Here is a 23,965-nt window from a genome sequence, read left to right on the forward strand (position 1 = left end):
AGCCTCGAAACCTGGCGAGACGACATTGTCATCTCACGGGGGTTTCGAGGCTCGTCGCTTGCGCTCCTCGCACCTCAACCGGCGGAGGGGACTCAATCGGCGGAGGGGCTCGACCGGCTGGGTGGGACCTGACCCTGAGGAGGGGACATCCACGCGGGGAGGAGAGCTACCAGATCTCGGCGAGTGAGGCGAGCATCTGCTCACGCAATTCGCCGCGGCAGATGACGAAGTCGGGCATGTACGGGTACGGCTGGTTGTAGACGATCGGGGTGCCGTCTAGCCTGCTGCAATGCAGGCCGGCGGCCAGCGCCACGCCGACGGGGGCGCAGTTGTCCCACTCGTACTGTCCGCCGGCGTGCACATAGGCGTCCGCCTCGCCGGACACCACCGCCATCGCCTTGGCGCCGGCCGAACCGATCAGGACGGGCCGCAACCCGAGTTCCCGCGACACCCACGACACCTCGTACGAGGCGTACCGTGATGTCGCCAATCGGCCGGTGAGCGGCCCGTCGGCCGGCGCGACCGTGTCGGACCGGAACACCTGGCCGCGGGCGGGCAACGATACCGCCGCCTGCGTGACCTTCCCGTTCTCGGTGAGTGCCACGTGCACTGCCCACTCGTCGCTGCCCGCGGCGAACTGCCGGGTACCGTCGAGCGGATCGATGATCCACACCCGGTCGGCGGTGGCCCGGTCGCCGACGTCGGCCGCCTCCTCCGACAAGACCGCGTCGGCGGGCCGGTGCCGGGCCAGCACCGCCGCGATCCACGCCTGCGCCATGGTGTCGCCGACGTCGCCGAGGTGACGCGCCGTCAACAATTCACCGTGCCGGACCCCGAGCAGGATCTCACCGGCACCCCGCGCGATCCGTGCGGCGAGTTCGGCATCGGAGAGCCCGGACCCGGGGTATCGCGGGTCCGACGACGAAGACGCTGAGTGCATCCCCTAACTAGAGCACACTGGTGGACATGCCCGAACTACCCGAGGTCGGCGCGATCGCCGCCTTTCTCGACGATCACATCACCGGACTGCCCATCCGCCGGGTCGACGTCGCCTCCTTGGCGGTGCTCAAGACCGCCGACCCGCCGTACACGGCGCTGACCGGCCGGACCGTCGTATCGGTGAGCCGGATCGGCAAGTACCTGCTCATCCGCACCGTCCCGGGCGACTACGACGCAGGGGACGATGAGATGGGGGATGACGGAGCAGGGGGCGGCGATCATGATGCGGTGATCTACCTGGTCATCCATCTGTCGCGGGCCGGTTGGCTGCGCTGGAGTGAGAAGCTGTCGCGGGTGCCGCCCAGGCCCGGAGGTAAGGGCCCGATCGCGTTGCGCGTGCATTGCGGGCTGCCCGGTGAGGGGTTCGACGTCACCGAGGCCGGTACCCAGAAGAGGCTGGCGGTCTGGGTGGTGCGGGACCCGAAGGACGTCGACCGGATCGCGACGCTGGGCCCGGACGCGCTCGGCGTCGGGCGCGAACGGTTCGGAGAGATCCTTGCCGGGTCGCACGCCCGGATCAAGAACCTGCTCACCGATCAGCGTGTGATCGCCGGCATCGGCAACGCCTACTCCGACGAGATCCTGCACGTGGCCGCCCTGTCACCGTTCGCGAACGCGAACGCCCTCGACGACGCCGGGGTCGACGTGTTGTACGCCGCGATGCGGTCGGTGCTCACCGATGCCGTGGCCCGGCTCGGCGATGCGTCGGTGGCGACGATGAAATCGGAGAAGAGGACGGGGTTGCGGGTGCACGCCCGCACCGGCTTACCGTGCCCGGAATGCGGCGACACCATCCGTGAGGTGTCCTTCGCCGACCGGTCGTTCCAGTACTGCCCGGCGTGTCAGACCGGCGGCAAGGTCCTCGCCGACCGCAGGATGTCGCGGCTTCTCAAATAGCCATCGGTCAGATGTCGATGCTTACCGGCGGGTAACATTGCCGCATGACCACCCGCGACAAAATCCTGATCACCGGTGCCAGCTCGGGCCTCGGCGAGGGCATGGCCCGCCGGTACGCGGCGCAGGGCCGTTCGCTCGCGCTCGCCGCTCGCCGACTCGAGCGCCTCGACGCACTGGCCGCGGAACTGCGGCCCACCGCGGCGCAGGTGGCCGTGAGCGAGCTGGACGTCACCGATACCGACTCCGTCCCCGTCGTCTTCGGCAAGCTGCGCGACGAACTCGGCGGCCTTGACCGGGTCATCGTCAACGCGGGCCTGGGCAAGGGCGCCCCGATGGGTACCGGGAAGGCACACGCGAACCTCGAGACGGTGCAGACCAACCTGATCGGCGGTATCGCGCAGGTCGAGGCGGCGCTGGAGATCTTCCGGGAGCAGAACCACGGCCATCTCGTGCTCATCAGCTCCATTGCCGGTGTGCGCGGACAGCCGAAGTCGCAGACCGCGTACTCGGCGTCGAAGGCCGGGCTGACGGCGGTCGGCGAGGGACTGCAGACCGAGTTCGCGGGCACACCGATCAGGGTGTCGGTGATCGCTCCCGGCTACATCGAGACCGCCATCAATCGTGGCGTCAAGACGTCACTCAAGGCGGACCTCGACGGCGGTGTCGACGCGCTGGTCAAGGCGATCGACAATGAAAAGCAGTGGGCGCCGGTGCCGGCCTGGCCGTGGCTGCCCATCGCCTCGGCCCTGCGGCACCTCCCACAGTCGATCACCCGCCATCTGGGCTGAGTCATCCGCGAACTTCTTCCGATATAGGGGCTGGCTCGGGTATATGCCCGAGCCAGCCCCTATATCGGAAGAAATTATCGGGTCAGGAACTGCGGCCCCGGTGCGTGCGGTACCAGCGGACCAGGTCGTCGGTGGAGGAGTCACCTTGTGCCGGAGGGGCTTCGGAATCGGTGATCACCCCGAGCAACTCCTTGGCCTGGGTCTTGCCCAGTTCCACGCCCCACTGGTCGAACGGGTTGATGCCCCAGATCATGCCCTCGACGAACACCTGATGCTCGTACAGGGCGATCAGCTGGCCGATCACCGACGGCGTCAGCTCCGGCGCCAGGATCGATGTCGACGGCCGGTTGCCGGGCATCACCTTGTGGGCCACCACGTGCGGGTCGACGCCCTCGGCGGCGATCTCGTCGGCGGTCTTACCGAAGGCGAGCACCTTGGTCTGCGCGAAGAAGTTACTCATCAGCAGGTCGTGCATCGACCCCGCTGTGTCGTCGACGATATCGTCGGTGGATTCGGCGAATCCGATGAAATCCGACGGCACGATCCGGGTGCCCTGGTGCAGCAACTGGTAGAAGGCGTGCTGGCCGTTGGTGCCCGGTTCGCCCCAGAAGATCTCGCCGGTGTCGGTGGCGACGTGGTGGCCGTGGGCGGTCACCGACTTGCCGTTGGACTCCATCGTGAGCTGCTGCAGGTAGGCGGCGAAGCGCGCCATGTCGTTGGAGTAGGGCAGGACCACCCGCGACTGCATATCCCAGAAGTTGGTGTACCACAAGCCGATCAGGCCCAGGATCACCGGCGCGTTCTGCTCCAGCGGTTGGGTGCGGAAGTGTTCGTCGACCAGATGGAAGCCACTGAGGAACTCGGCGAACCTGTCTTTGCCGACCGCCGCCATCACCGACAGCCCGATCGCCGAATCCACCGAATACCGGCCGCCGACCCAATCCCAGAAGCCGAACATGTTGTGCGTGTCGATGCCGAACGCCGACACCTTGTCGGCATTGGTGGAGACCGCGACGAAGTGTTTGGCGACGGCGTCGGTGGTGTCGGTACCCAGCCGTGTCAGCAACCAGGTGCGGGCCGCCGCGGCGTTGGTGAGGGTTTCCAGGGTGGTGAACGTCTTGGAGGCGATGACGAACAGGGTGGTCTCGGCGTCGAGGTCGGCGAGCGTGCCCACCAGGTCGGCGGGGTCGACGTTCGAGACGAAATGGCAGCGCGGACCGTCGGCGTAGTGCCGTAGCGCCTGGTAGACCATGGCCGGCCCGAGGTCGGAACCGCCGATCCCGATGTTGACCACATCGGTGATGGGCTTGCCGGTGTGGCCCTTCCAGTCGCCGCTGCGCAGCCGGTCGGTGAATTCACCCATCGCGCCGAGCACCTGATGCACGTCGTGCACCACGTCCTGTCCGTCGACGCTGAGCCGCGCGCCGGCGGGCAACCGCAGCGCGGTGTGCAGCACCGCCCGATCCTCGGAGGTGTTGATGTGCTTGCCGGCGAACATGTCGTCGCGCAGATCCTCCAGCCCCACCTCGCGGGCCAGGCTCATCAGCAGTTCGAGGGTTTCGCGCAGCACCCGGTGCTTGGAGTAGTCGATGTGCAGGTCGCCCACGTCGACGGTGAGGTCGCTGCCGCGCCCGGGATCGACCGCGAACACCTCGCGCAGGTGCATGGCGTACACGTGCGGCTGGTGGGCGGCGAGCGCCTGCCAGGATTGTGTCGCGGTGATGTCGTCGTTGCCGCTGCCGATGAACCCGGAGACCTCGCTCATGGCGTCCACCCTATGTGGTGCGGGACTCCCTCGCGCGGGCACGGCGCTACTGGCCGGTAGGCGACGTGCCCGATCCGGGGCGCCGTGATCTCAGCGGCCGAGGGGTCCCCGGCCGAGCCGCAGCAGCAGCATGGCCAGGGTGTGTCCTTCTTGGCCGAGGTCGCTGAACCTGTCGAGGACCTTCACCTCGCGCGAATGGACCAGCCGCGGTCCGCCGGAGGCCATCCTGGCCGCGCCGATCTTCTTGGACACCGCCGACCTGCGCTTGACCGCGGCCAGGATGACCGCGTCCATCCGGTCGATCTCCTGGCGCAGCACGTCGATATCGTCGGGAAGGTCGGCCACCCCGCTGCCCAGGTCGTACGCGGCCACGGCGTAGGAGGCGGTTTCGTCGACCGATCCGGGACCGTCGGCGGCGGAACTGTCGGCGGGGCCGGTAGGGCTGGGAGTCTCGGTCACGCCGCTGATTTTGCCACGCCCGGTGTGCGCCTGATCGCAGGAGTCCGGAACAGCCGCCGCCGAACGCGCCCGCACCGCGGGCGATTGTGGACGATGTCCGAAAAGTCTTGTCGCAGGTGCCCGGTAACCTGGTCGGACGATGACCATCTCCGCGCGCACCCCAGCTTCCACCGACACCTCCGACCCGGGCGCACACCTGCTCGAAGGGCTCAACCCGCAGCAGCGGGAAGCCGTTCTGCATGCGGGCGCGCCGCTGCTGATCGTCGCCGGTGCCGGTTCGGGCAAGACGTCGGTACTCACCCGGCGCATCGCGTACCTGCTGGCGGCACGCGATGTCACGCCCGGACAGGTGCTGGCCATCACTTTCACCAACAAGGCCGCCGCCGAGATGCGCGAGCGGGTGATCGACCTCGTCGGCCCGCGTGCCACGTACATGTGGGTCTCCACGTTCCACTCGACGTGCGTGCGGATTCTGCGGGCGCAGTCGTCGCTGCTGGCCCCCATCAACTCGAATTTCTCCATCTACGACGCCGACGATTCCAAACGGCTGCTCGGCATGATCATCGGCGACCTCAACCTCGACCCGAAGAAGTTCAGCCCGCGCGGGGTCGGGGCGGCGATCTCCAACTTCAAGAACGAGCTCATCTCGCCCGAGGACGCGATCGACGCCGCGCCCGACGACCAGCCCTCGGCCGCCGACATCGCCCGCATCTACGCCGAGTATCAGCGCAGGCTGCGTGCGGCCAACGCCTTCGACTTCGATGACCTGATCGGGGAGACGGTGGCCCTGTTGCAGCGCCATCCGGAGGTCGCCGAATACTATCGCCGCCGTTTCCGGCATGTGCTGGTCGACGAGTATCAGGACACCAACCACGCCCAGTACGTGCTGATCCGCGAACTCGTCGGCAGCGACGGGGGAACGGTCGCCCCGTCGGAGTTGTGCGTGGTCGGCGACGCCGACCAGTCGATCTATGCCTTCCGCGGTGCGACGATCCGCAACATCGAGGAGTTCGAGCGCGACTTCCCCGATGCCGAAACGATTCTGCTGGAACAGAATTACCGATCGACGCAGACCATCCTGTCGGCCGCCAACGCGGTCATCGCCCGCAACGAGGGGCGGCGCGAGAAGCGTTTGTGGACCGACTCGGGAGACGGTGAGCTGATCGTCGGCTACGTCGCCGACAGCGATCGGGACGAGGCCGCGTTCATCGGCAAGGAGATCGAGTCGCTCACCGACTACTCGATCGGCGGCTCCTCGAGTTGTTCGTACGGCGATGTCGCGGTCTTCTACCGCACCAACACCGGCTCCCGGCCGCTCGAAGAGGTCTTCGTGCGCCACGGCATTCCGTACAAGGTGGTCGGCGGCACCCGATTCTATGAGCGTAAAGAGGTGCGCGATGTGGTGGCCTACCTGCGGGTGGTGGCCAACCCCGAGGACACGGTGAGCCTGCGCCGCATCATCAACACCCCGCGCCGCGGTATCGGCGACCGTGCGCAGGCGTGTGTCGCGGTGCATTCGGAGAACCTGGGCATCTCCTTCTACGCGGCCCTGCTGGACGCGGCCGAGGGCCGGGTACCGCTGCTCAACACACGTGCGAACAAGCAGATCGCGGCGTTCGTCGAACTGATCGAGTCGTTGCGCGCCGAGCATCTGGAGGCGTTCGGCGTCGACGATCAGGGCGCCGTCGATGCGACCGCCGAGGCCGGTGACATCGGCGATCTCGTCGAGGCGATCGTCGAACGTACCGGATATCGCGGCGAACTCGCCGCCTCCAACGATCCGCAGGATGCGGCCCGACTGGACAACCTCGACGAACTGGTGTCGGTGGCCAGGGAGTTCAGCCTCGACGCGGCACAGCTGGCCGGGCGCGACGGCGAGCAGGACGAGGATCCCGAGGGCTTGCGCGAGGGCGAGCCCGAGCCGGGGTCGCTGGCGGCGTTCCTGGAGCGGGTGTCGCTGGTGGCCGATGCCGACCAGATCCCCGACGAGGGGGAGGGTGTGGTGACGCTCATGACGCTGCACACAGCGAAGGGGCTGGAGTTTCCGGTGGTGTTCGTGACCGGCTGGGAGGACGGGCATTTCCCGCATATGCGGGCTCTGGGCGATCCGGCCGAACTCAGCGAGGAACGCCGTCTGGCCTATGTCGGTATCACCCGGGCCAAAGAACGCCTGTACGTGACCCGGTCACTGATGCGCGCCTCCTGGGGTCAACCGGTGAGCAATCCGGAATCGCGCTTTCTGCAAGAGATCCCGCAGCATCTGGTTGACTGGCGGCGCACCGAACCGAAGCGGCAGGCGCGACGCGAGTGGGCGTCCACCGGTGGCGTGTTCGGGGATTCGCCGGGGCGAGCGCAGCGTGGTTCGTCCTCGTGGTCGCCCGACCCCGCCAGGCGTACGAGTCGTTCGGTGGTGAACTACGAGGTCGGTGACCGCAACAATCACCCGAAGTACGGTCTGGGCAAGGTTGTTTCCAAGGAGGGCAGCGGGCCCACCGAACGGTTGGTCATCGACTACGGCCCGGGGGTCGGCCGGATGACATTCATGGCGATCGGGCTGCCCGGCGACAAACTCTGACCTGGCGGGACGCAGAAGGCGCCGGGACCATGCGGTCCTGGCGCCTTCTGCATGGTCCTGGTTCTGCTGATTGCTAGCCGGTGTAGTTGGCCAGCTGGACGCCGTGGCGGGCGAGCCACGGGGCCGGGTCGATCTTGGTGGTGCCGTTCTTCCAGACCTCGAAGTGCACGTGCGGTCCGGTGGAGAAGCCTTCGTTGCCGACCAGGGCGATGACATCGCCGGCGGTGACCCGCTGGCCCGCGTGAACCAGAACGCCCGAGGAGGACATGTGTCCGTACATCGTGATGGTGCCGTCGTCGGCCTCCAACTGCACCCAGTTGCCGTAGCCGGAGGCCGGGCCGGCCTCCTTGATGACACCGTCGGTGACCGCGTGGATCGGGGTGCCGAGCGGTGCGGCCAGGTCGATGCCGCCGTGGAAGCTGCCCCAGCGGTTGGCGTAGGCGGAGGTGAGTTGGTAGGCGCCGAGGGGGAGTGGCGACTCGAACATCGGGCGACGGGCCAGTGCCTCGCGCCGGGCCTGTTCGGCGGCGCGGGCCTCACCGAGGGCGAGTTGGTCGGTGAAGACGCCGAGATCGGCGGTGGGTGCGGCGGCGGCCACGCCGGGGCCGAGGTCGGGAAGGGTGGTGGTGATCGCCGGGCCGGAGACGCTGGCGGCGTTGGCCGGGGCGGGGGCGTCGGTGGAGGCCGAGCCCGACTGGGAGACGGCGGCGACCGCGGCACCGGCGGCCATCGCGAACAGTGCGGCGCGACCGCCCTTGAGCGCGGTGGGCGGTGCGGCGATGCGATGGCGTCCGCGGTCGCGGCGGGTGTTGCCGGTGTTGGTGCGGAACGGCTTGTCGACGGTCGTGCGCGGCAGCCGGATCTCGCCGCTGCTTTCGAGACTGTAGTTGTCGAGGTGGGCGCCGGTGACATCGGACGGGTCGGTGGGCTCGTCGTCGACGAACTCGGCTTCCGGCAGGAAGATGTCCTGGGTGACCTCGGAGCTGGTCGGACGGTAGTCGTCGTACTGTCCGGGGTCGTACTGTCCGGCGTCGTGCTGTCCGGGGTCGTGCTGTCTGGGGCCGTACCTCCGGCGGTCTGAGGATTTCCAGCCCGTCTCGGTGTCCGCCGCTGCCCGCAGATCATCAATCGGGATGATCGTGGTCATGGCCTCGTCGAAGTCGTAACCGTCGATCAGATCGGTCGCTGCCGAACCCGTCGGGTCCGTGGCTGTCGGGTCGACTCGGAACCTGCGTCCTGCCAAGTCGTCCACCTTCTCTCTCGTTACCGCCGGCACTACGTGTCACGGCTCGCGCCGGACCGTGACGACGGTGTGGTACCGATGGGGTTGGTACCGATGGGGCTGGTTTCGGGTGCCTCACGTCGCAACGGTCCGTGATCGTTCTGTGACCTGAGGTATGACGGTAACGAAATGGTGGAGACAAGTCCAACGTTCGGCCGTATTCGTCATCATCATGTGATTGTCATCACACCATCCACGACTGGTGGGTTGCTGTACGCAATATCGAGTACGGGATAGGCAAGTCGGGACTGTGATCGGTGCGTTCCCGGTAACCTGCGGTGTGCCCGCGTTGAGGGCCATGCGGACGACGACGCCCGGCCAACCGGCCGGCCGGAACCCCGACCGACCGAGTGATCTGTCGCACAAGGTGCCGAGGTGGTGGATTCAATGACAAGGGGCAGGTTTAGAGTCCGATATGGCCCGCGTTACACCCACATGCGGGCAAACCTACGAGACGGTGAGCTGAATGGATCTCTTCGAATACCAGGCGAAGGAACTGTTCGCCAAGCACGGGGTACCCACCTCCGCTGGACGTGTGACCGATACCGCCGCAGACGCGCGGGCGATTGCCGAGGAAATCGGCAAGCCCGTGATGGTCAAGGCGCAGGTCAAGGTCGGTGGACGTGGCAAGGCAGGCGGCGTCAAATACGCCGCGACCCCGGATGACGCGCAGACCCACGCCGACAACATCCTTGGCCTCGACATCAAGGGCCATATTGTCAAGAAGTTGCTGGTCGCCGAGGCCAGCGACATCGCCGAGGAGTACTACATCTCCTTCCTGCTCGATCGCGCCAACCGCACCTATCTGGCCATGTGCTCGGTCGAAGGCGGCATGGAGATCGAAGAGGTCGCCGCGACCAAGCCCGAACGGCTGGCCAAGGTTCCCGTCGACGCCGTCAAGGGTGTCGACGTCGCCACCGCCCGCTCCATCGCCGAGCAGGGCCACCTGCCCGCCGAGGTGCTCGACGCGGCGGCGGTCACCATCGCCAAGCTGTGGGAGGTCTTCGTCAAGGAAGACGCCACCCTGGTCGAGGTGAACCCGCTCGTGCGTACGCCCGACGATCAGATCCTTGCCCTCGACGGCAAGGTCACCCTCGACGGCAACGCCGACTTCCGGCAGCCCGGCCACGCTGAGTTCGAGGACAAGGAAGCCACCGACCCGCTGGAACTCAAGGCCAAGCAGCACGACCTGAACTACGTCAAGCTCGACGGCCAGGTCGGCATCATCGGCAACGGCGCGGGTCTGGTCATGTCGACCCTCGACGTCGTCGCCTATGCCGGCGAGAACCACGGCGGAGTCAAGCCCGCCAACTTCCTCGACATCGGTGGTGGCGCCTCGGCCGAGGTCATGGCCGCCGGCCTCGACGTCATCCTCGGTGACTCGCAGGTCAAGAGCGTGTTCGTCAACGTCTTCGGCGGCATCACCGCCTGTGACGCGGTCGCCAACGGTATCGTCGGCGCACTCGACAAGCTCGGTGACACCGCCAGCAAGCCACTGGTCGTTCGTCTGGACGGCAACAAGGTCGAAGAAGGCCGCAAGATCCTCGCCGATGCGAACCACCCGCTGGTGACGCTGGCCGAGACCATGGACGCCGGCGCCGACAAGGCCGCCGAACTGGCGAGCAAGTAAGGAACGCTGGACATGTCGATTTTTCTGAACAAAGACAACAAGGTCATCGTCCAGGGCATCACCGGTGGTGAGGGCACCAAGCACACCGCACTCATGCTCAAGGCCGGCACCAATGTCGTCGGCGGCGTCAACGCGCGCAAGGCGGGCACCACCGTCAGCCACGTCGACGCCGACGGCAACGCCGTGGAACTGCCGGTGTTCGGGAGTGTCGCCGAGGCCATCGAGAAGACCGGTGCCGACACCTCGATCGCGTTCGTGCCCCCGGCCTTCTCCAAGGACGCCATCATCGAGGCCATCGACGCGGAGATCCCGCTGCTCGTGGTCATCACCGAGGGCATCCCGGTGCAGGACTCGGCCTATGCGTGGGCCTACAACCTGGACAAGGGCGCCAAGACCCGGATCATCGGCCCCAACTGCCCCGGCATCATCACCCCGGGTGAGGCGCTGGTGGGCATCACGCCCAACAACATCACCGGCAAGGGCCCGATCGGCCTGGTGTCCAAGTCGGGCACGCTGACCTACCAGATGATGTACGAGCTGCGTGACCTCGGCTTCTCCACCGCCATCGGCATCGGCGGCGACCCGGTCATCGGCACCACCCACATCGACGCCATCGAGGCGTTCGAGAAGGATCCCGAGACCAAGCTGATCGTCATGATCGGTGAGATCGGCGGCGATGCCGAGGAGCGGGCGGCCGACTACATCAAGGCCAACGTGTCCAAGCCGGTCGTCGGCTACGTCGCGGGCTTCACCGCGCCGGAAGGCAAGACGATGGGCCACGCCGGCGCCATCGTGTCGGGCAGCTCGGGCACCGCCCAGGCCAAGAAGGAAGCCCTCGAGGCCGCCGGGGTCAAGGTCGGCAAGACGCCGAGCGAGACCGCGCGCCTGGCCCGCGAGTTGTTCGAAGCGCTCTAAGGGACACGTGCCCGTCAGGGCGGACACCTGAGACGAACCCGGTCACCGTTCGGTGACCGGGTTCGCTGCTACAGTCGGCCCGGAACCCGGAACCCGGAACCCTGGGGAACGACCGGGGGGACGACCGGGGAACGACCGAAAGGACTCGCATGTCCGAGCTTTTGCCGCTGAACCCGGACGAACTGCTGACCGGTACCCGGTCGGTGCGCAAACGACTCGACCTGTCCCGGCCCGTGCCGTTGGAGATCGTCCGGGAGTCGCTTGAGGTGGCTCTGCAGGCGCCCACCGGCAGCAACAGTCAGACCTGGCACTGGATCGTCGTCACCGATCCGGAGAAGAAGCGCAAGATCGCCGACCTGTACCGCGCCTCGTTCGCGCCCTACATCGCGATGCAGAACGAGGCCGCCGAGAAGCGTGGTGATGAGACCGGCAAACGTGTGGCCGCCAGCGCGAGCTACCTGGCCGAGATTCTGCACGAAGTGCCGGTGCTGGTGATCGGCGCGATCTTCGTGGGCAAGGGCGGACTGCCCACCGGCAATCAGGCCGGGGTGTGGGGATCGCTGCTGCCCGGTGCTTGGAGCCTGCAACTCGCGCTGCGGGCGCGCGGCCTCGGTTCGGCGTGGACGACGCTGCACCTGGCCTACGAGCGGGAGGTCGCCGAGATCCTCGGCATCCCCGACACCGTCGCGCAGGGTGTCCTGTTGCCGGTGGCGTATTACACCGGCAACACCTTCAAGCCCGCGCCGCGCAAACCGCTCGACGAGGTCCTGCACGTCGACGGTTGGTGACCGCCGCACGCGCGCGCCGGTGGCCCGTGCGCGACTGCGGCCGATCAGGCGGGCAAACCCATCCCGCCGTGAAATGATTGTGCGGTGACCGACGGTGGGCTGGGGTGGGTGCTCGGGATGCCCGGGCGGATCGTGTCGGGTGCGCGCGGGATCGCGGCCGTCGGTGCCGATCTGATCGTGCGGGCCGCCGACGCGGTGATCACCGAGATCGATCCCACCGGTCTGCTCCTCGCGGCCGTCGACGTCAACCGGATCGTGACGGCCATCGACATCGACCGGGCGGTCAGGACCATCGACGTCGACGCGGTGGTCGCCGGCATCTCGATCAATGACGTCGTCGGCCGCATCGACCTGAACGCGGTCCTCGCCGAGATCGATATCGGCCGCCTGCTGGACACGATCGATCTTGACCGCGTGCTCGCCGGGCTCGATCTCGACGCCCTGCTCGCCGGAGTGGATCTCGATGCGCTGCTCGCCCGGATCGACCTGAACGCCGTCCTGGCCGGCCTCGATCTGGACGTAGTGCTCGCCGGGCTCGATCTGGACGGTCTGCTCGGCACCCTCGACCTCGACGCGCTGCTGGCCGGGCTCGACCTGAACGCGCTGATCGGGCGAGTGGATCTCGACGCGGTCCTGGCCGGTGTGGATCTTGTCGGGATCGCCGGGATCGTCATCGACGGAGTCGATCTGCCCGAGATCATTCGCGGCGCGAGTACGTCGGTCACCGGCGACGTTGTGACCGACGTGCGGAGCACGGGCGAGCGTGCCGACGACGCGGTCGCCCACGCGGTGTCCCGGCTGCTCCGGCGCGGGTCCGGTGCGAATGAGTGAGCGTGCCGCGCGGGACCGGCCACCCGCCGCCGACGGTCGCGCCGTACGCGACAGCGACAGGCCCGCAGGCATCGTCAGCCGTGGAATCGCGGCGATCGTCGACGTCGTCGTGGTCATGCTGATACTTGTGGGCTGCTATTTCGTCGTGGTGGTGTGGCGTCTGCTCACCTCGGTCAGGCACTTCGCCTTCCCCCAGATGGACTCGGTGTTCACCGTCGCCGGGTTCGTGGTCATCTCGGTGGTGTATCTCGCCTCCTGCTGGGCGGTTTCCGGCCGCACGCCCGGCGCGGTATTGATGGGTCTGCGGGTGGTCGACCGGCGCGGAAAGACGCCGCGGCCGATGACCGCCGTCCTGCGGGCCCTGTTCTGCACGTTTTTCGCGGCCGGGCTGTTCTGGTCGGCGATCGACGCGCGCAGAAGATCGGTGCCCGACGTGGTCATGCGTACTCGGGTCGTCTACTCGCGTTGAGAGGCCGTCGGTCATCGTCCTGCTACGGTCTCGGCAGAAGCCGGACGCGGCAGAGGGGACAATGGTCCGATGATGGCTGTACTGTTGCCGCCCGACCCTCGCTGACGGTGGAACCCGTGATGGTGCTGGACGAATGACGACAGATCAGGTGAACGAGCCGGGCGCTGAGCGTCCGATGACCCGGCGCGGTCGGGCGAAGGCGGCACGTCGGGCCGGGTTGCTGGAGGCAGCGGCCGAACAGATCTCCGCGAAGGGCTTCACGGCCGTCCGGCTTGAGGACATCGCGGCCGCGGCCGGGATCAGCGGGCCGGGCATGTACCGGCACTTCTCGTCCAAATCCGAGTTGCTCGACGAGCTGCTCATCGACATCAGCCGGCGGTTGTATGAGGGCGGGGAGCAGGTGGTGGCCCGGTGCGGGGTCGCGCAGGCGGATCCGGCCGCGACGATGCGGGCGCTCATCGAGTTCCACATCGACGTCCTGGTCACCAAACCCGACCTGATCGCGGTGCAGGACCGTGACCTGTCCTCGCTCAGCGCCGCCGCCAATCACGAGGTTCGTTCGCTGCAGCGCCGGTACGTGGAACGGTGGGTGGACGTGCTGGTAGGCGTCGGCCGGGCGCAGGACGGGACGCCGATCGATCGGGACGAGGCCCGAGTCCGTGTACACGCGGTGTTCGGTCTGCTCAACTCCTCGCCCCGGCTTCCCGACCATCCGCGCGACCGGTTGCGCCGGTTGTTGGTGTCGATGGCCGGCTCGGCGTTGCTCGCACCTCCCGGAAATGCGCTCTGAACTGCGCAGATATCCAATCTGCCTGCGATAGGCAAATTTTTGCGCACGACGTTGTAACGCCGATGTGCGGTGTGTCGATACACCTGATGACGGCAGCGGCGGGAAATCCCCCGTTCCCGCAGTCCCCCGACGTGCTGCCGTCACAAGCTCGGTGCCCTCGCGCGAATCCCCCCGTGGCGCGAGGGCACCGTCATGTCCGGGGCCGTGCGTGTGTGTCCGGGCACACCGGCATGCGCGGGGTTGTCGCTACAGTGGATGCCGTTAGCCGTGTGTGGGACGGAGGAGCCGGATGACGACGCGCGTCGACAGTTGGATCTGGGCGATCCGTCTCACCAAGACCAGGTCGGCGGCGGGTGCCGCCTGCCGGGCCGGTCATGTGCGGGTCAACTCGGCCACCGCCAAACCCTCCACCGCGGTCGCCGTCGGCGACGAGGTCCGGGTGCGGCTGGGCGGGCGGGAACGTGTCGTCGAGGTCACCCGGCTCATCAGTAAGCGGGTGTCGGCGCCGATGGCCGGCGAATGCTACATCGACAACAGCCCGCCCCCGCCGCCTCGAGAACTCGCCGGCGCCGTCCCGCAGCGTGATCGCGGAACGGGCAGACCCACCAAGCGCGACCGACGTGACCTGGAAAAGCTGCGGATGCGGTCCGGGTTCCTGGTGGCTTCGGCAGCATTGCTGCTGGCCCTGGCGACAGGATGTTCCGGTGACGACGACAACGGCTCCGACGATCCCGCACGGACGACGGCGGCAGCGGCCCCCGGCCCGTTCTTCGGGCCCTGCGGCGGCGTCACCGTCGACGACGTCTCCCGCATCACCGGATTCGCGGGCCTGACACAGACGGTCAACAACACCTCCGCCTGCGAATGGGACGCCAGTGCGGACCGCACCGGAAAGGTGGCCTCGTTCAACTGGTATCGGGGGTCACCGATCGGCCGTGAGGAGGCCAACGTCAAACTGTCCCGCGCCACGGCCAAGAACATCGAGATCAACGGTCACAAGGGCTTCATCGGCTACGACCAGACGCAGGGCATCTGCGAGATCGGTATCGGATTCGGCGGTGACTTCTTCGAATGGTCGGTCAGTGCGGCCGAACGAGGATCCACCGTCGCGACCCTGCCGCCGATCGACACCGTGTGCGACTCGGCCCGTCAGCTCGCCGGACTGGTGATCGAGCGTGCGTCATGACGACGCGCTTCGTTCCCGCGGTGACCGCGCTGCTGGCGGCGATGCTGCTGCTCGCCGGATGTTCCGTCGACGGGGAGCCCGTCGCGGTGGGTCAGCGCGACACCGGCGGCGACAGCCAGGTCGACACCGATCGCTACGACAATCTCCTGCTCGAATGCGACATACTCTCCGACGCGACGATCTCCAAGGTGCTCGGCGGCGGTTCCGTCCAGGGGACGTTCGTCGGCGCGATCTGCCGGTGGATCGTCACCGGTGCGACCACCACGTCGGTGACCTTCACCTGGTACGAGTCGGGCAGCCTCAACTCGGAGAAGCAGATCGCCAAGAAGTTCGGGTACACCACCGAGAACATCAAGATCGCCAGCCAGACCGGCTTCACCCAGCGCGACCCGAAGGACCCGGGCAAATGCGGGGTCACCGCACGCGCCCCGAGCCGGGGGGTCTTCACCTGGTGGACCGAACCGCGCGGCGGTGCTGCGGCCGACCCCTGCGCGGCGCCCACGAAGCTGATGGAATTGGTGCTCAGCGGCGGGCAATGATAATTACCGGGCTCCGGTCGGCCCTTGGTCGCCGTCGTCCTCCCTCGTTCACGCGGGCCCGTACCTCGTCCGGTTCACTCGGTCGTCCAGAGGCCGGCTTGTCCCGGGACTGGTACAGTCTCCGCTAACTAGAACACGTTCTAGACAGGTGTCCAGAACAATCGGCGAAAGGTAACGCACCGATGCGAGTGGCTCTGCTGTCATACCGGAGCAAGCCGCACTGCGGCGGACAGGGTGTTTACGTCCGGCATCTCAGCCGCGAACTGGCGCTGCTCGGTCACCAGGTGGAGATCTTCTCCGGAGCCCCGTATCCCGAACTCGACCAGGCTGCCGCCGACGCCGGGGTGACCGTCACGAAGGTACCCAGCCTCGGCCTCTATGACGAGCCGAATCTGTTCCGTACGCCCCGACCGCGGGAGTATCGCGACTGGATCGACGTGATCGAGGTGCTCTCGATGTGGACCGCGAGCTTCGCCGAACCCCTCACCTTCAGCCTGCGTGCGGCACGACTGCTCAAGTCCCGCCGCGCCGACTTCGACGTCGTACACGACAACCAGTGCCTCGGTTACGGGCTGCTGGGCATCCAGCGCGCCGGGTTCCCGCTGATCGCCACGATCCACCACCCGATCACCCGCGACCGCACCCTGGCGGTCAGGGCCGCCAAGGGGTTCAAGAAGGTCACGGCCTGGCGCTGGCATTCGTTCCTGGCGATGCAGGGCAGGGTCGCGCGGCGCATTCCCGAACTTCTGACCGTCTCGCGCAGCAGCGAGGTCGACATCCGCAAGGCCTTCGATATCGATCGGGGCAGGATCACCACCATTCCGCTCGGCGTCGACACCGAGGTGTTCACCGCGGACTGCGCGCCCGCGCGGATTCCGGGCCGGATCGTGTGCGTGGCCAGCGCCGACGCCCCGCTCAAGGGCGTGTCGTATCTGCTGGAGGCCGTCGCCAAGCTCGGTGCCGAGCGCGATGTGTCGCTGACCCTGGTGTCCCGGCTCGATCCCGACGGTCCGTCGGCCACGCTGATCGACCAGCTCGCGATCAGGGATCGGGTGACCGTGGTCTCCGGTCTGGAGGACGGCGAGCTGGCCGAACTGCTGGCGTCGGCAGAGGTGGCATGCGTGCCGTCGCTGTACGAGGGATTCTCGCTGCCGGCGGTGGAGGCGATGAGCTGCTCGACACCGCTGGTGGCCACCCGCACCGGTGCCATCCCGGAGGTGGTCGGGGCGACCGATCCGGAGGACGCCGGCCGGGGAGCCGACGGGCCGGCCGCTCTCCTTGTGCCGCCGCGTGATTCGGAGAAGCTGGCGCAGGCGATCGGTGGCTTGCTCGATGACGCCGGTCTGCGTGCGCGGATCGGTGCGCGCGGCCGGGCCCGCGTCGAGGAATTCTATAGTTGGGCGGCTGTTGCCGCCCGGACCGCCGCGCACTATGAGACGGTGTTGCGGCAGTCGGCCGCGGTGGAGACGATCAAGGAGGCAGGCGAGTGCTGACAGTGGATTTCGACCGACTGGGTGTCGGCGTGGGTACCAAGGCCATCGACATCGGCGCGGGGCAGGGCAGGCATTCGTTCGAGATGTTCCGGCGTGGCGCCGACGTGATCGCCTTCGACATGTCCGAATCCGACATGACCGACGTGGGCGTGATGTTCGACGCGATGATGGCCGAGGGGCAGGTTCCGGCCTCGGCCAAGGCACGCTCCGAGGTGGGGGATGCGCTGCATCTTCCCTATGCGGACAACAGCTTCGACGTCGTGCTCATGTCCGAGATCCTCGAGCACATTCCGTCCGACGACGCCGCGATCGCCGAGATGGTGCGCGTGTTGCGGCCGGGTGGCGTTGCTGCGGTGACCGTTCCGCGGTATTGGCCGGAAAAGGTCTGCTGGGCGCTGTCCACGCCGTATCACGAGGTCGAAGGTGGGCACGTGCGTATCTACAAGGCCTCCGAACTCGCGGCGAAGCTGGGCAAGGCCGGCTTGGAGGTGACCGGCACTGATCACGCCCATGCTCTGCACTCACCGTATTGGTGGCTCAAATGCGCTGTGGGCGTGGAGAACAACGGCAACCCTCTGGTCAAGGCGTACCACAAGCTGCTGGTGTGGGACATGATGAGCGCACCCGCGCTCACCAGGGTCGGCGAGCAGGTTCTCAATCCGGTGATCGGCAAGTCGGTGGCGCTGTACCTGCGCAAACCCGGCGTCACCGAAGCGGTCTGATGGAGATCCCCGCGATCGCGGGCGTCCTCACCGCCGAGCAGGTCCTCGCCACCGGCGCGGCGATCGTCGGAATGCAGGAGGATTCGGGTGCGCTGCCGTGGTTCCCCGGCGGCCACACCGATCCGTGGGACCACATCGAGTCGGCGATGGCCTTGTCGGTGACGGGCTTTCACGCCGAGGCCGAGGCGGCCTACGATTGGTCACGCCGTCATCAGCGGGCTGACGGATCGTGGCCCATCCGCACCGTCGCGGGCCGGGTCGAAGACGCGAACATCGATAGCAACTTCTGTGCCTATATCGCGGTGGGGGTGTGGCATCACTACCGGATAACCGGTGACACAGGGTTTTTGAACCGGATGTGGCCGGTGGTGTGGTCGGCCCTGGAACTGGTACTGACGTACCAGCGTCCCGACGGTGCTTTCCGGTGGGGCGGTGACCAGTCGGGGGCCAAGTTCGCCGAGGCCCAGATCACCGGCAACGCCAGCATCTTTCAGGCGCTGGACTGTGCCATTCGCATAGCCGTCGAGATGGGGCAGCCGGAGGAGGATTTCATCCTCGCGCACGCGGCCCTGGGCGCGGCATTCGCCGAGCGGATGGACACCGCGTTCGAGCCGCCGTCGGAACATTCGATGGATTGGTACTACCCGATTCTGGGCGGTGCGATGCGTGGGGAACGCGCGCAGCAGCACATCGCCGAACGCTGGGACGAGTTCGTGGTGCCCGGCTGGGGGGCGCGGTGCGTGCACCACCGGCCGTGGGTGACCGGCGCCGAGACGAGCGAGCTGGCGCTGGCGCTGGAGGCGCTCGGCGACACCGCCGACGCGATCGGGCTCATCGAGTCGATTCAGCATCTGCGCGACCCGGACGGCTCGTACTGGACGGGTCTGGTGTTCTCCGACGGCAAGCGGTGGCCGGTGGAGAAGTCGAGTTGGACGTCGGCGGCCGTCGTGCTGGCCGCCGACGCGATCTCGCGCACCAGTGCGGCCAACGGCATCTTCCGGGACGTCCGGCAGACCGTGCTGGATCTGCGGTGACATCGGGCCGCGTCGGGTCCACCGTCCGGAGATTGCCTGGTAGATCACCCTGGGCGAGCTGAATAGAACGTGTTACAGTTCTATCGACTAGACACCTGTCCAGGAGGCTTTGATGGAGTTCGGGATCGTACAGTTCACCAGTGACCGAGGGCTCACGCCGCAGATCCTGGCCCCGTTGATCGAGGATGCGGGTTTCGCCTCGTACTACGTGCCCGAACACGGACACATACCCACCCGCCGCGACGCCGCCCACCCGCAGACCGGCGACTCGTCGCTGCCCGACGACCGGTACATGCGCACCCTGGATCCGTGGACCACCCTGGCTGCCGCCGCGGCGGTCACCACGCGTATCCGGTTGGCCACCGCGGTGGCGCTGCCGGTACAGTCCGACCCCATCACTTTAGCCAAAACCCTTGCGACGCTGGACCACATCTCCGGCGGCCGGGTCACTCTCGGCGTGGGATTCGGCTGGAACCTCGATGAACTCGGCGACCACGGCGTGCCATCGGGCCGGCGCCGCACGATGCTGCGCGAATACCTGGAGGCGATGCGCGTGCTGTGGACCGACGAGGAAGCCGAATATCATGGTGAGTTCGTCGATTTCGGCACCAGCTGGGCGTGGCCGAAGCCGCCGCAGGGGCTGATCCCGACACTGGTCGGCGCCGCGGGTAACGAGAAGAACTTCACATGGATCGCCCGCAGCGCCGACGGCTGGATCACCACGCCCGGGGAGGCCGACATCGAGGGCTCGGTGGACCTGCTCAAGCAGATCTGGACCGATGCCGGGCGTGCGGGCGACCCGCAGATCGTCGTCCTCGATTTCCGGCCGGTGCCCGAGAAGCTGGAGCGCTGGCGCGAGATCGGTGTCTCCACGGTCTTGTACGGCCTGCCCGACGATTCGGTGGAGAAGGCGAGTGCCTACCTCGCCAAGCTCGCCGGCAGGCTCGGCATCGCACCCGCCGTCGTCTGACCACTAGTCCGGCACCGTGCCCAGGCCCGGCAGGATGTAGCGGTGGATGTAGCGGGACACATCCGCCGGGTCGTCCGGATTGATCGTCGGGCTCGGGGTGGTGCCGATGCTGATCATCACCCGCGCAACCCATTCCGAGGTTTCCTCCGGGTCGTGGCCGGCGGCGATGTCGCCGCGGGCGACGGCCGCGTCGACGAAGGGCCGCCAGAACGCGGCCAGCCCGGGAATCAGGCCGGCGACCCCCGGCCCGATGCACGCCGCGTATGCCTCCGGCTCGGTGAGCTGGAGGCGGATCAGCACCGGCCCCGGATCGTCATAGGCGCCGCGGCCCACCCGGACGCCGACGATCATCTGTTCGGCGAACGAATCCAGTCGCTCGAGCTCGGATCGGGCGTCGCTCCAGAAGGCGTCGGTGGTGGCCACGATTGCGGCGCCGACCATGGCCTGCTTGTCGGGAAACTGTCGATAGAGCCAGGCCCGGGAGATGCCGGCGAGGTCGGCCACCTCGGCGACGGTGAGCGCCCGTATTCCTTTGACCGCCAGCAGCTTCTGGGTGGCGGCGACGATCCTTTCCCGGGTGTCCGCGGCGGATGTGTCGGCTGCGCTCTTCACGATGGGCACCTTACCAAAAGTGGTAGACAAAGAATGGAAAGTGTCTACACTGAGGTCGCGGAGTGATGTAGACAGCTCTGTGAATCTGTCTAGGAGAAGGGTGTGGGTGTGGCACAGGACCTCCCCACGGTCGCCGTCATCGGGGCCGGCATCAGCGGTCTGACGGCCGGAAAGCAGCTCAAGGACTACGGAGTGAGCTATGTCTGCTTCGAGTCGTCCGACCGGATCGGCGGCAACTGGGCGTTCGGCAATCCCAATGGGCACAGCAGCGCCTACCGGTCGCTGCACATCGACACCTCCAAGTATCGGCTGTCGTTCCGCGATTTCCCGATGCCCGACGAGTATCCGGATTTCCCGCACCACACGCAGATCAAGGCCTACCTCGATGCGTATGCCGAGGCTTTCGGGCTGCTGGAGAACATCGAGTTCACCAACGGGGTCGTACGCGCCGAACGACTGCCCGGCGGCGGCTGGGAACTGACCACCCAGCGCGGCGAGCAACGGCGGTTCGATCTGCTGGTGGTGGCCAACGGCCATCACTGGGATCCCCGGATGCCCGACTTCCCGGGCGAATTCGACGGCATCGAGATGCACGTGCACGACTACGTCGACCCGCGAACCCCCTACGAATTCTTCGACAAACGCATCCTGGTCGTCGGCCTGGGCAACAGTGCCGCCGACGTCGCGGTCGAACTGTCGTCGAAGGCGTTGGGCAACACACTGACCCTGTCGACGCGGTCCGGGGCGTGGATCGTGCCCAAGTACTACGGCAGCGTGCCCGCCGACCGCCTATATCGCACGTTCCCGCACGTGCCGGCGGCCTGGCAACGCAAGGTGCTGCAGGCAATGATCCCGATGGTGGGAAGGCCCGAGAGTTTCGGCCTGCCCAAGCCGAATCACAAGTTCTTCGAGGCCCATCCCACGCAATCGGTGGAACTGCCGTTCCGGTTGGGTGCGGGCGATGTGATCCCCAAACCGAATGTCGCCCGATTGGACGGGGACACGGTGCATTTCGAGGACGGCACGCAGGCCGATTTCGACATCATCATCTACGCGACCGGCTACAATATCACCTTCCCGTTCTTCGATCCGGAGTTCATCAGCGCGCCGGACAACAGGATCGACCTGTACAGGCGGATGTTCTACCCGGGTATCGACGATCTGATCTTCCACGGTTTCGCACAGGCCACCCCCACGCTGTTCCCGTTCGTGGAATGCCAGGCCCGGCTGATCGGCGCCTACGCGGTGGGCAGGTATGCACTGCCGACCGTCGATCGGATGCGTGCCGACATCGCCGCCGACGACGCCCACGATCGCGGTCACATGCAGAAGTCGGCCCGGCACACCCAGCAACTCGACTACTTCCTGTACGAGCACCATATGCGCACGAAGGAACTGCCGGCGGGTTACGAGCGGGCACGCACCGCGGGCCCGCCGAGATGGGCGGGCGTCGCGGACGAACCGGTCGCGGCGGGAGAGCGCTCATGAGCGCGGTTCAGGGCGCGGTGCCGCGCGGGGCGGTCCGCCTGCGGTTCGACTCGGCCGGGACCGATTGTGATGCATGGTTTTTCGAGGGATCGAAGAGTTCTCCGTTCGAGATCGGCGGCAGACGGCCGGTGGTGGTGATGGCACACGGTTTCGCCGGCACCAAGGACTCGGGACTGGCGCCGTTCGCGCAGCGGTTCGCCGATGCCGGCCTGGCGGTGTTCGCGTTCGACTATCGGGGCTTCGGACACTCGGACGGCGTACCGCGACAGCGGGTCTCGATGGCCGGGCAGGCCCGCGACTACGCCTCGGCGATCGAGGCGGCGGCCACCCTGCCCGGCGTCGACCCGGGGCGCATCATCATCTGGGGAGTGTCGCTCGGTGGCGGACTGGCGCTCAAGGTCGCGCAGGGCCGCGCCGACATCGCGGCGGTGGTCGCGGTGGTTCCGCTGGTCAGCGGCATCGCCGCGGGCAAACACGCCCGCACGCACGTCAGCGGCGCGGGCATGGCACGCTCCACGGTCGCCGCGATCGGCAGCACGGTGGCCACCAAGGTCGGCCGGACGCCCACCATGATGCGGGTCGTCGGCTACCCGGGTGACACCGGCGCCGCGCTCAGCGCACCCGGCTTCTTCGAGAGCTACCGGGCCATCGCCGGTCCCTCGTGGCGCAACGAGATCGACGCCGCGATCGGCATGGAGATCGGTTCGTTCCGGGTTGGCAGGGGAGTCGGCGACATAGGCGCACCGGTGTTGGTGCAGATCGCCGACTTCGATTCCGGTGCCCCGCCCGAGGCCGCCGCCAAGGTCGCCTTCCTTGCCCGTGCCGAGGTCCGGCACTATCCGTGCGACCACTTCGACGTCTTTGCCGGCAACGACTGGTACGAGGCCACCGTGCGGCACGAGATCGACTTCTTGACAAGGCATCTGGTACCGCAGCCGGTCGCCGGGTGACCGGGGAGTTACCCCTCGGGTGCCGGGTGGGCAGGGATCGGGCGCACGGGGAGTAGACGGGCGGGGATCAGGCGGGCGGTTGCGGCAGCGGGGTGCCCGGCACGCCGCCGTCGCGGCGCAAGACCCGCAGCGAACCCTCGACGCGGACCTCGGTGAACTGGCCGGACGCGAGCGCCTGGCAATAGATCTCGTACGGCGGACGGCCGCCGTCGGCGGGGTCGGGGAAGACGTCGTGGATCAGCAGCGCGCCGCCGATCCGCACCCACGGCGCCCAGCCGTCGAGATCGTCCTGCGCGGCCCGCATGCTGTGGCCTCCGTCGATGAACACGAAGTCGGCCGGTGTGCCCCAGGCGCGGGCGGCGGTCGTGGACGGCGCGAGCATGCCGATCACGGTGCGCTCCAGACCCGCGTCGAACATGGTGCGCCGGAAGCGGGCCGAGGTGTCCAGCGTGCCGCTGTGCGGGTCGACCAGCGTCGGGTCGTGGTACTCCCAGCCGGGCTGGTGCTCCTCGGAGCCGCGGTGATGGTCGACGGTCACCAGTACCGCGTCCGCGGCTTCGGCCGCCGCGCCGAGAAACACCGTGGACTTGCCGCAGTAGGTGCCGATCTCGATCCCGACCTTCGTCGAATCGGTGTGTGTCAGATACTCACCCGCGATCTCGTACAGGGTCTGTGCCTCGTCGAGGGGCATGAATCCGGGCGCCTCGGCTGCGACGGCGAGTCGCTCGGGCGAAGGGGACGGGGCCGGGGATGCGGTCATACCGTGATCCTAACTATGGGTCC

The 23,965-nt window shown here is 67.5% G+C and carries 23 protein-coding genes; 17 read left to right on the top strand and 6 right to left on the bottom strand.

From position 1 onward, the window contains the following. Nucleotides 1–166: 166 nt before the first annotated feature. On the bottom strand, nucleotides 167–940 hold the full coding sequence (locus tag GII31_RS05505; RefSeq protein ID WP_213247518.1) for a 3'(2'),5'-bisphosphate nucleotidase CysQ: 774 nt from the start codon (nucleotides 938–940) through the stop codon (nucleotides 167–169). Between the two features lie 26 nt (nucleotides 941–966). Between GII31_RS05505 and GII31_RS05510 the strand changes: the two genes are divergently transcribed. Both GII31_RS05510 and GII31_RS05515 read left to right on the top strand, forming a co-directional pair. Further along, the gene (locus GII31_RS05510) at nucleotides 967–1,896 is read left to right on the top strand and encodes an Fpg/Nei family DNA glycosylase (protein WP_213247520.1); all 930 of its coding nucleotides are present in this window, start codon (nucleotides 967–969) and stop codon (nucleotides 1,894–1,896) included. A 44-nt stretch (nucleotides 1,897–1,940) separates the two neighbouring features. Further along, nucleotides 1,941–2,684: an SDR family oxidoreductase gene (locus GII31_RS05515; RefSeq protein WP_213247522.1), complete on the top strand. Its 744-nt coding sequence runs from the start codon at nucleotides 1,941–1,943 to the stop codon at nucleotides 2,682–2,684. Between the two features lie 82 nt (nucleotides 2,685–2,766). Here GII31_RS05515 and pgi read toward each other — a convergent pair whose 3' ends face one another. Together pgi and GII31_RS05525 are read right to left on the bottom strand one after the other, a co-directional pair. Further along, the gene (gene pgi, locus GII31_RS05520) at nucleotides 2,767–4,449 is read right to left on the bottom strand and encodes a glucose-6-phosphate isomerase (RefSeq protein WP_213247524.1); all 1,683 of its coding nucleotides are present in this window, start codon (nucleotides 4,447–4,449) and stop codon (nucleotides 2,767–2,769) included. 90 nt (nucleotides 4,450–4,539) lie between these two features. Beyond that, nucleotides 4,540–4,821, bottom strand: coding sequence for a chorismate mutase (locus tag GII31_RS05525; protein WP_246222261.1), 282 nt, complete (start codon nucleotides 4,819–4,821; stop codon nucleotides 4,540–4,542). 226 nt (nucleotides 4,822–5,047) lie between these two features. Here GII31_RS05525 and GII31_RS05530 point away from each other — a divergent pair, with 226 nt between their 5' ends. After that, nucleotides 5,048–7,483 (top strand): UvrD-helicase domain-containing protein, encoded by a 2,436-nt coding sequence (locus GII31_RS05530; RefSeq protein WP_213247528.1) that lies wholly within the window; start codon nucleotides 5,048–5,050, stop codon nucleotides 7,481–7,483. A gap of 73 nt (nucleotides 7,484–7,556) precedes the next feature. On the opposite strand, the gene GII31_RS05535 is transcribed toward GII31_RS05530, so the two are convergent. Then, nucleotides 7,557–8,735 (bottom strand): M23 family metallopeptidase, encoded by a 1,179-nt coding sequence (locus tag GII31_RS05535; protein ID WP_260840323.1) that lies wholly within the window; start codon nucleotides 8,733–8,735, stop codon nucleotides 7,557–7,559. A gap of 496 nt (nucleotides 8,736–9,231) precedes the next feature. On the opposite strand from GII31_RS05535, the gene sucC reads away from it, so the two are divergent. From sucC to GII31_RS05595, 12 genes are all read left to right on the top strand, one after another. After that, a complete protein-coding gene (sucC, locus tag GII31_RS05540) occupies nucleotides 9,232–10,395 on the top strand; it encodes an ADP-forming succinate--CoA ligase subunit beta (RefSeq protein WP_260840324.1) in 1,164 nt (387 codons plus the stop codon). Between the two features lie 12 nt (nucleotides 10,396–10,407). Then, nucleotides 10,408–11,310, top strand: a complete 903-nt coding sequence (gene sucD / locus GII31_RS05545) for a succinate--CoA ligase subunit alpha (protein WP_213247532.1) — start codon at nucleotides 10,408–10,410, stop codon at nucleotides 11,308–11,310. A gap of 149 nt (nucleotides 11,311–11,459) precedes the next feature. Beyond that, nucleotides 11,460–12,098 (top strand): nitroreductase family protein, encoded by a 639-nt coding sequence (locus GII31_RS05550; RefSeq protein WP_213247534.1) that lies wholly within the window; start codon nucleotides 11,460–11,462, stop codon nucleotides 12,096–12,098. Nucleotides 12,099–12,182: 84 nt separating this feature from the next. After that, nucleotides 12,183–12,929 carry a hypothetical protein gene (locus GII31_RS05555; RefSeq protein ID WP_213247536.1) on the top strand — a complete coding sequence of 249 codons (747 nt, stop codon included), beginning with the start codon at nucleotides 12,183–12,185 and terminating at the stop codon, nucleotides 12,927–12,929. After that, nucleotides 12,922–13,398 carry an RDD family protein gene (locus GII31_RS05560; RefSeq protein WP_213247538.1) on the top strand — a complete coding sequence of 159 codons (477 nt, stop codon included), beginning with the start codon at nucleotides 12,922–12,924 and terminating at the stop codon, nucleotides 13,396–13,398. Before GII31_RS05555 ends, GII31_RS05560 begins: the two co-directional genes overlap by 8 nt. Before the next feature lie 133 nt (nucleotides 13,399–13,531). Then, entirely contained in the window at nucleotides 13,532–14,188 is a 657-nt protein-coding gene (locus GII31_RS05565) for a TetR/AcrR family transcriptional regulator (protein WP_213247539.1), read from the top strand. 289 nt (nucleotides 14,189–14,477) lie between these two features. Then, a complete protein-coding gene (locus tag GII31_RS05570; protein ID WP_213247541.1) occupies nucleotides 14,478–15,374 on the top strand; it encodes a DUF3558 family protein in 897 nt (298 codons plus the stop codon). Next, nucleotides 15,371–15,913 (top strand): DUF3558 domain-containing protein, encoded by a 543-nt coding sequence (locus tag GII31_RS05575; protein ID WP_213247543.1) that lies wholly within the window; start codon nucleotides 15,371–15,373, stop codon nucleotides 15,911–15,913. Before GII31_RS05570 ends, GII31_RS05575 begins: the two co-directional genes overlap by 4 nt. 182 nt (nucleotides 15,914–16,095) lie before the next feature. Continuing rightward, a complete protein-coding gene (locus GII31_RS05580) occupies nucleotides 16,096–17,406 on the top strand; it encodes a glycosyltransferase family 4 protein (protein ID WP_213247545.1) in 1,311 nt (436 codons plus the stop codon). Next, a complete protein-coding gene (locus GII31_RS05585) occupies nucleotides 17,400–18,128 on the top strand; it encodes a class I SAM-dependent methyltransferase (RefSeq protein ID WP_213247547.1) in 729 nt (242 codons plus the stop codon). Before GII31_RS05580 ends, GII31_RS05585 begins: the two co-directional genes overlap by 7 nt. After that, on the top strand, nucleotides 18,128–19,162 hold the full coding sequence (locus GII31_RS05590; protein WP_407649895.1) for a glycoside hydrolase family 15 protein: 1,035 nt from the start codon (nucleotides 18,128–18,130) through the stop codon (nucleotides 19,160–19,162). Before GII31_RS05585 ends, GII31_RS05590 begins: the two co-directional genes overlap by 1 nt. A gap of 112 nt (nucleotides 19,163–19,274) precedes the next feature. Further along, entirely contained in the window at nucleotides 19,275–20,132 is an 858-nt protein-coding gene (locus GII31_RS05595; protein WP_213247549.1) for an LLM class F420-dependent oxidoreductase, read from the top strand. 3 nt (nucleotides 20,133–20,135) lie between these two features. Here GII31_RS05595 and GII31_RS05600 read toward each other — a convergent pair whose 3' ends face one another. Beyond that, complete coding sequence (locus GII31_RS05600; RefSeq protein ID WP_213247551.1) at nucleotides 20,136–20,744, bottom strand: TetR/AcrR family transcriptional regulator; 609 nt, start codon at nucleotides 20,742–20,744, stop codon at nucleotides 20,136–20,138. Between the two features lie 108 nt (nucleotides 20,745–20,852). Here GII31_RS05600 and GII31_RS05605 point away from each other — a divergent pair, with 108 nt between their 5' ends. Continuing rightward, the gene (locus GII31_RS05605; RefSeq protein ID WP_213249904.1) at nucleotides 20,853–22,232 is read left to right on the top strand and encodes a flavin-containing monooxygenase; all 1,380 of its coding nucleotides are present in this window, start codon (nucleotides 20,853–20,855) and stop codon (nucleotides 22,230–22,232) included. Further along, entirely contained in the window at nucleotides 22,229–23,182 is a 954-nt protein-coding gene (locus GII31_RS05610; RefSeq protein WP_213247553.1) for an alpha/beta hydrolase, read from the top strand. Before GII31_RS05605 ends, GII31_RS05610 begins: the two co-directional genes overlap by 4 nt. Nucleotides 23,183–23,249: 67 nt before the next feature. Here GII31_RS05610 and GII31_RS05615 read toward each other — a convergent pair whose 3' ends face one another. Then, nucleotides 23,250–23,942: a class I SAM-dependent methyltransferase gene (locus GII31_RS05615; protein ID WP_213247555.1), complete on the bottom strand. Its 693-nt coding sequence runs from the start codon at nucleotides 23,940–23,942 to the stop codon at nucleotides 23,250–23,252. Nucleotides 23,943–23,965 lie beyond the last annotated feature (23 nt).

Source organism: Gordonia pseudamarae (assembly GCF_025273675.1).
GTDB classification, from domain to species: domain Bacteria; phylum Actinomycetota; class Actinomycetes; order Mycobacteriales; family Mycobacteriaceae; genus Gordonia; species Gordonia pseudamarae.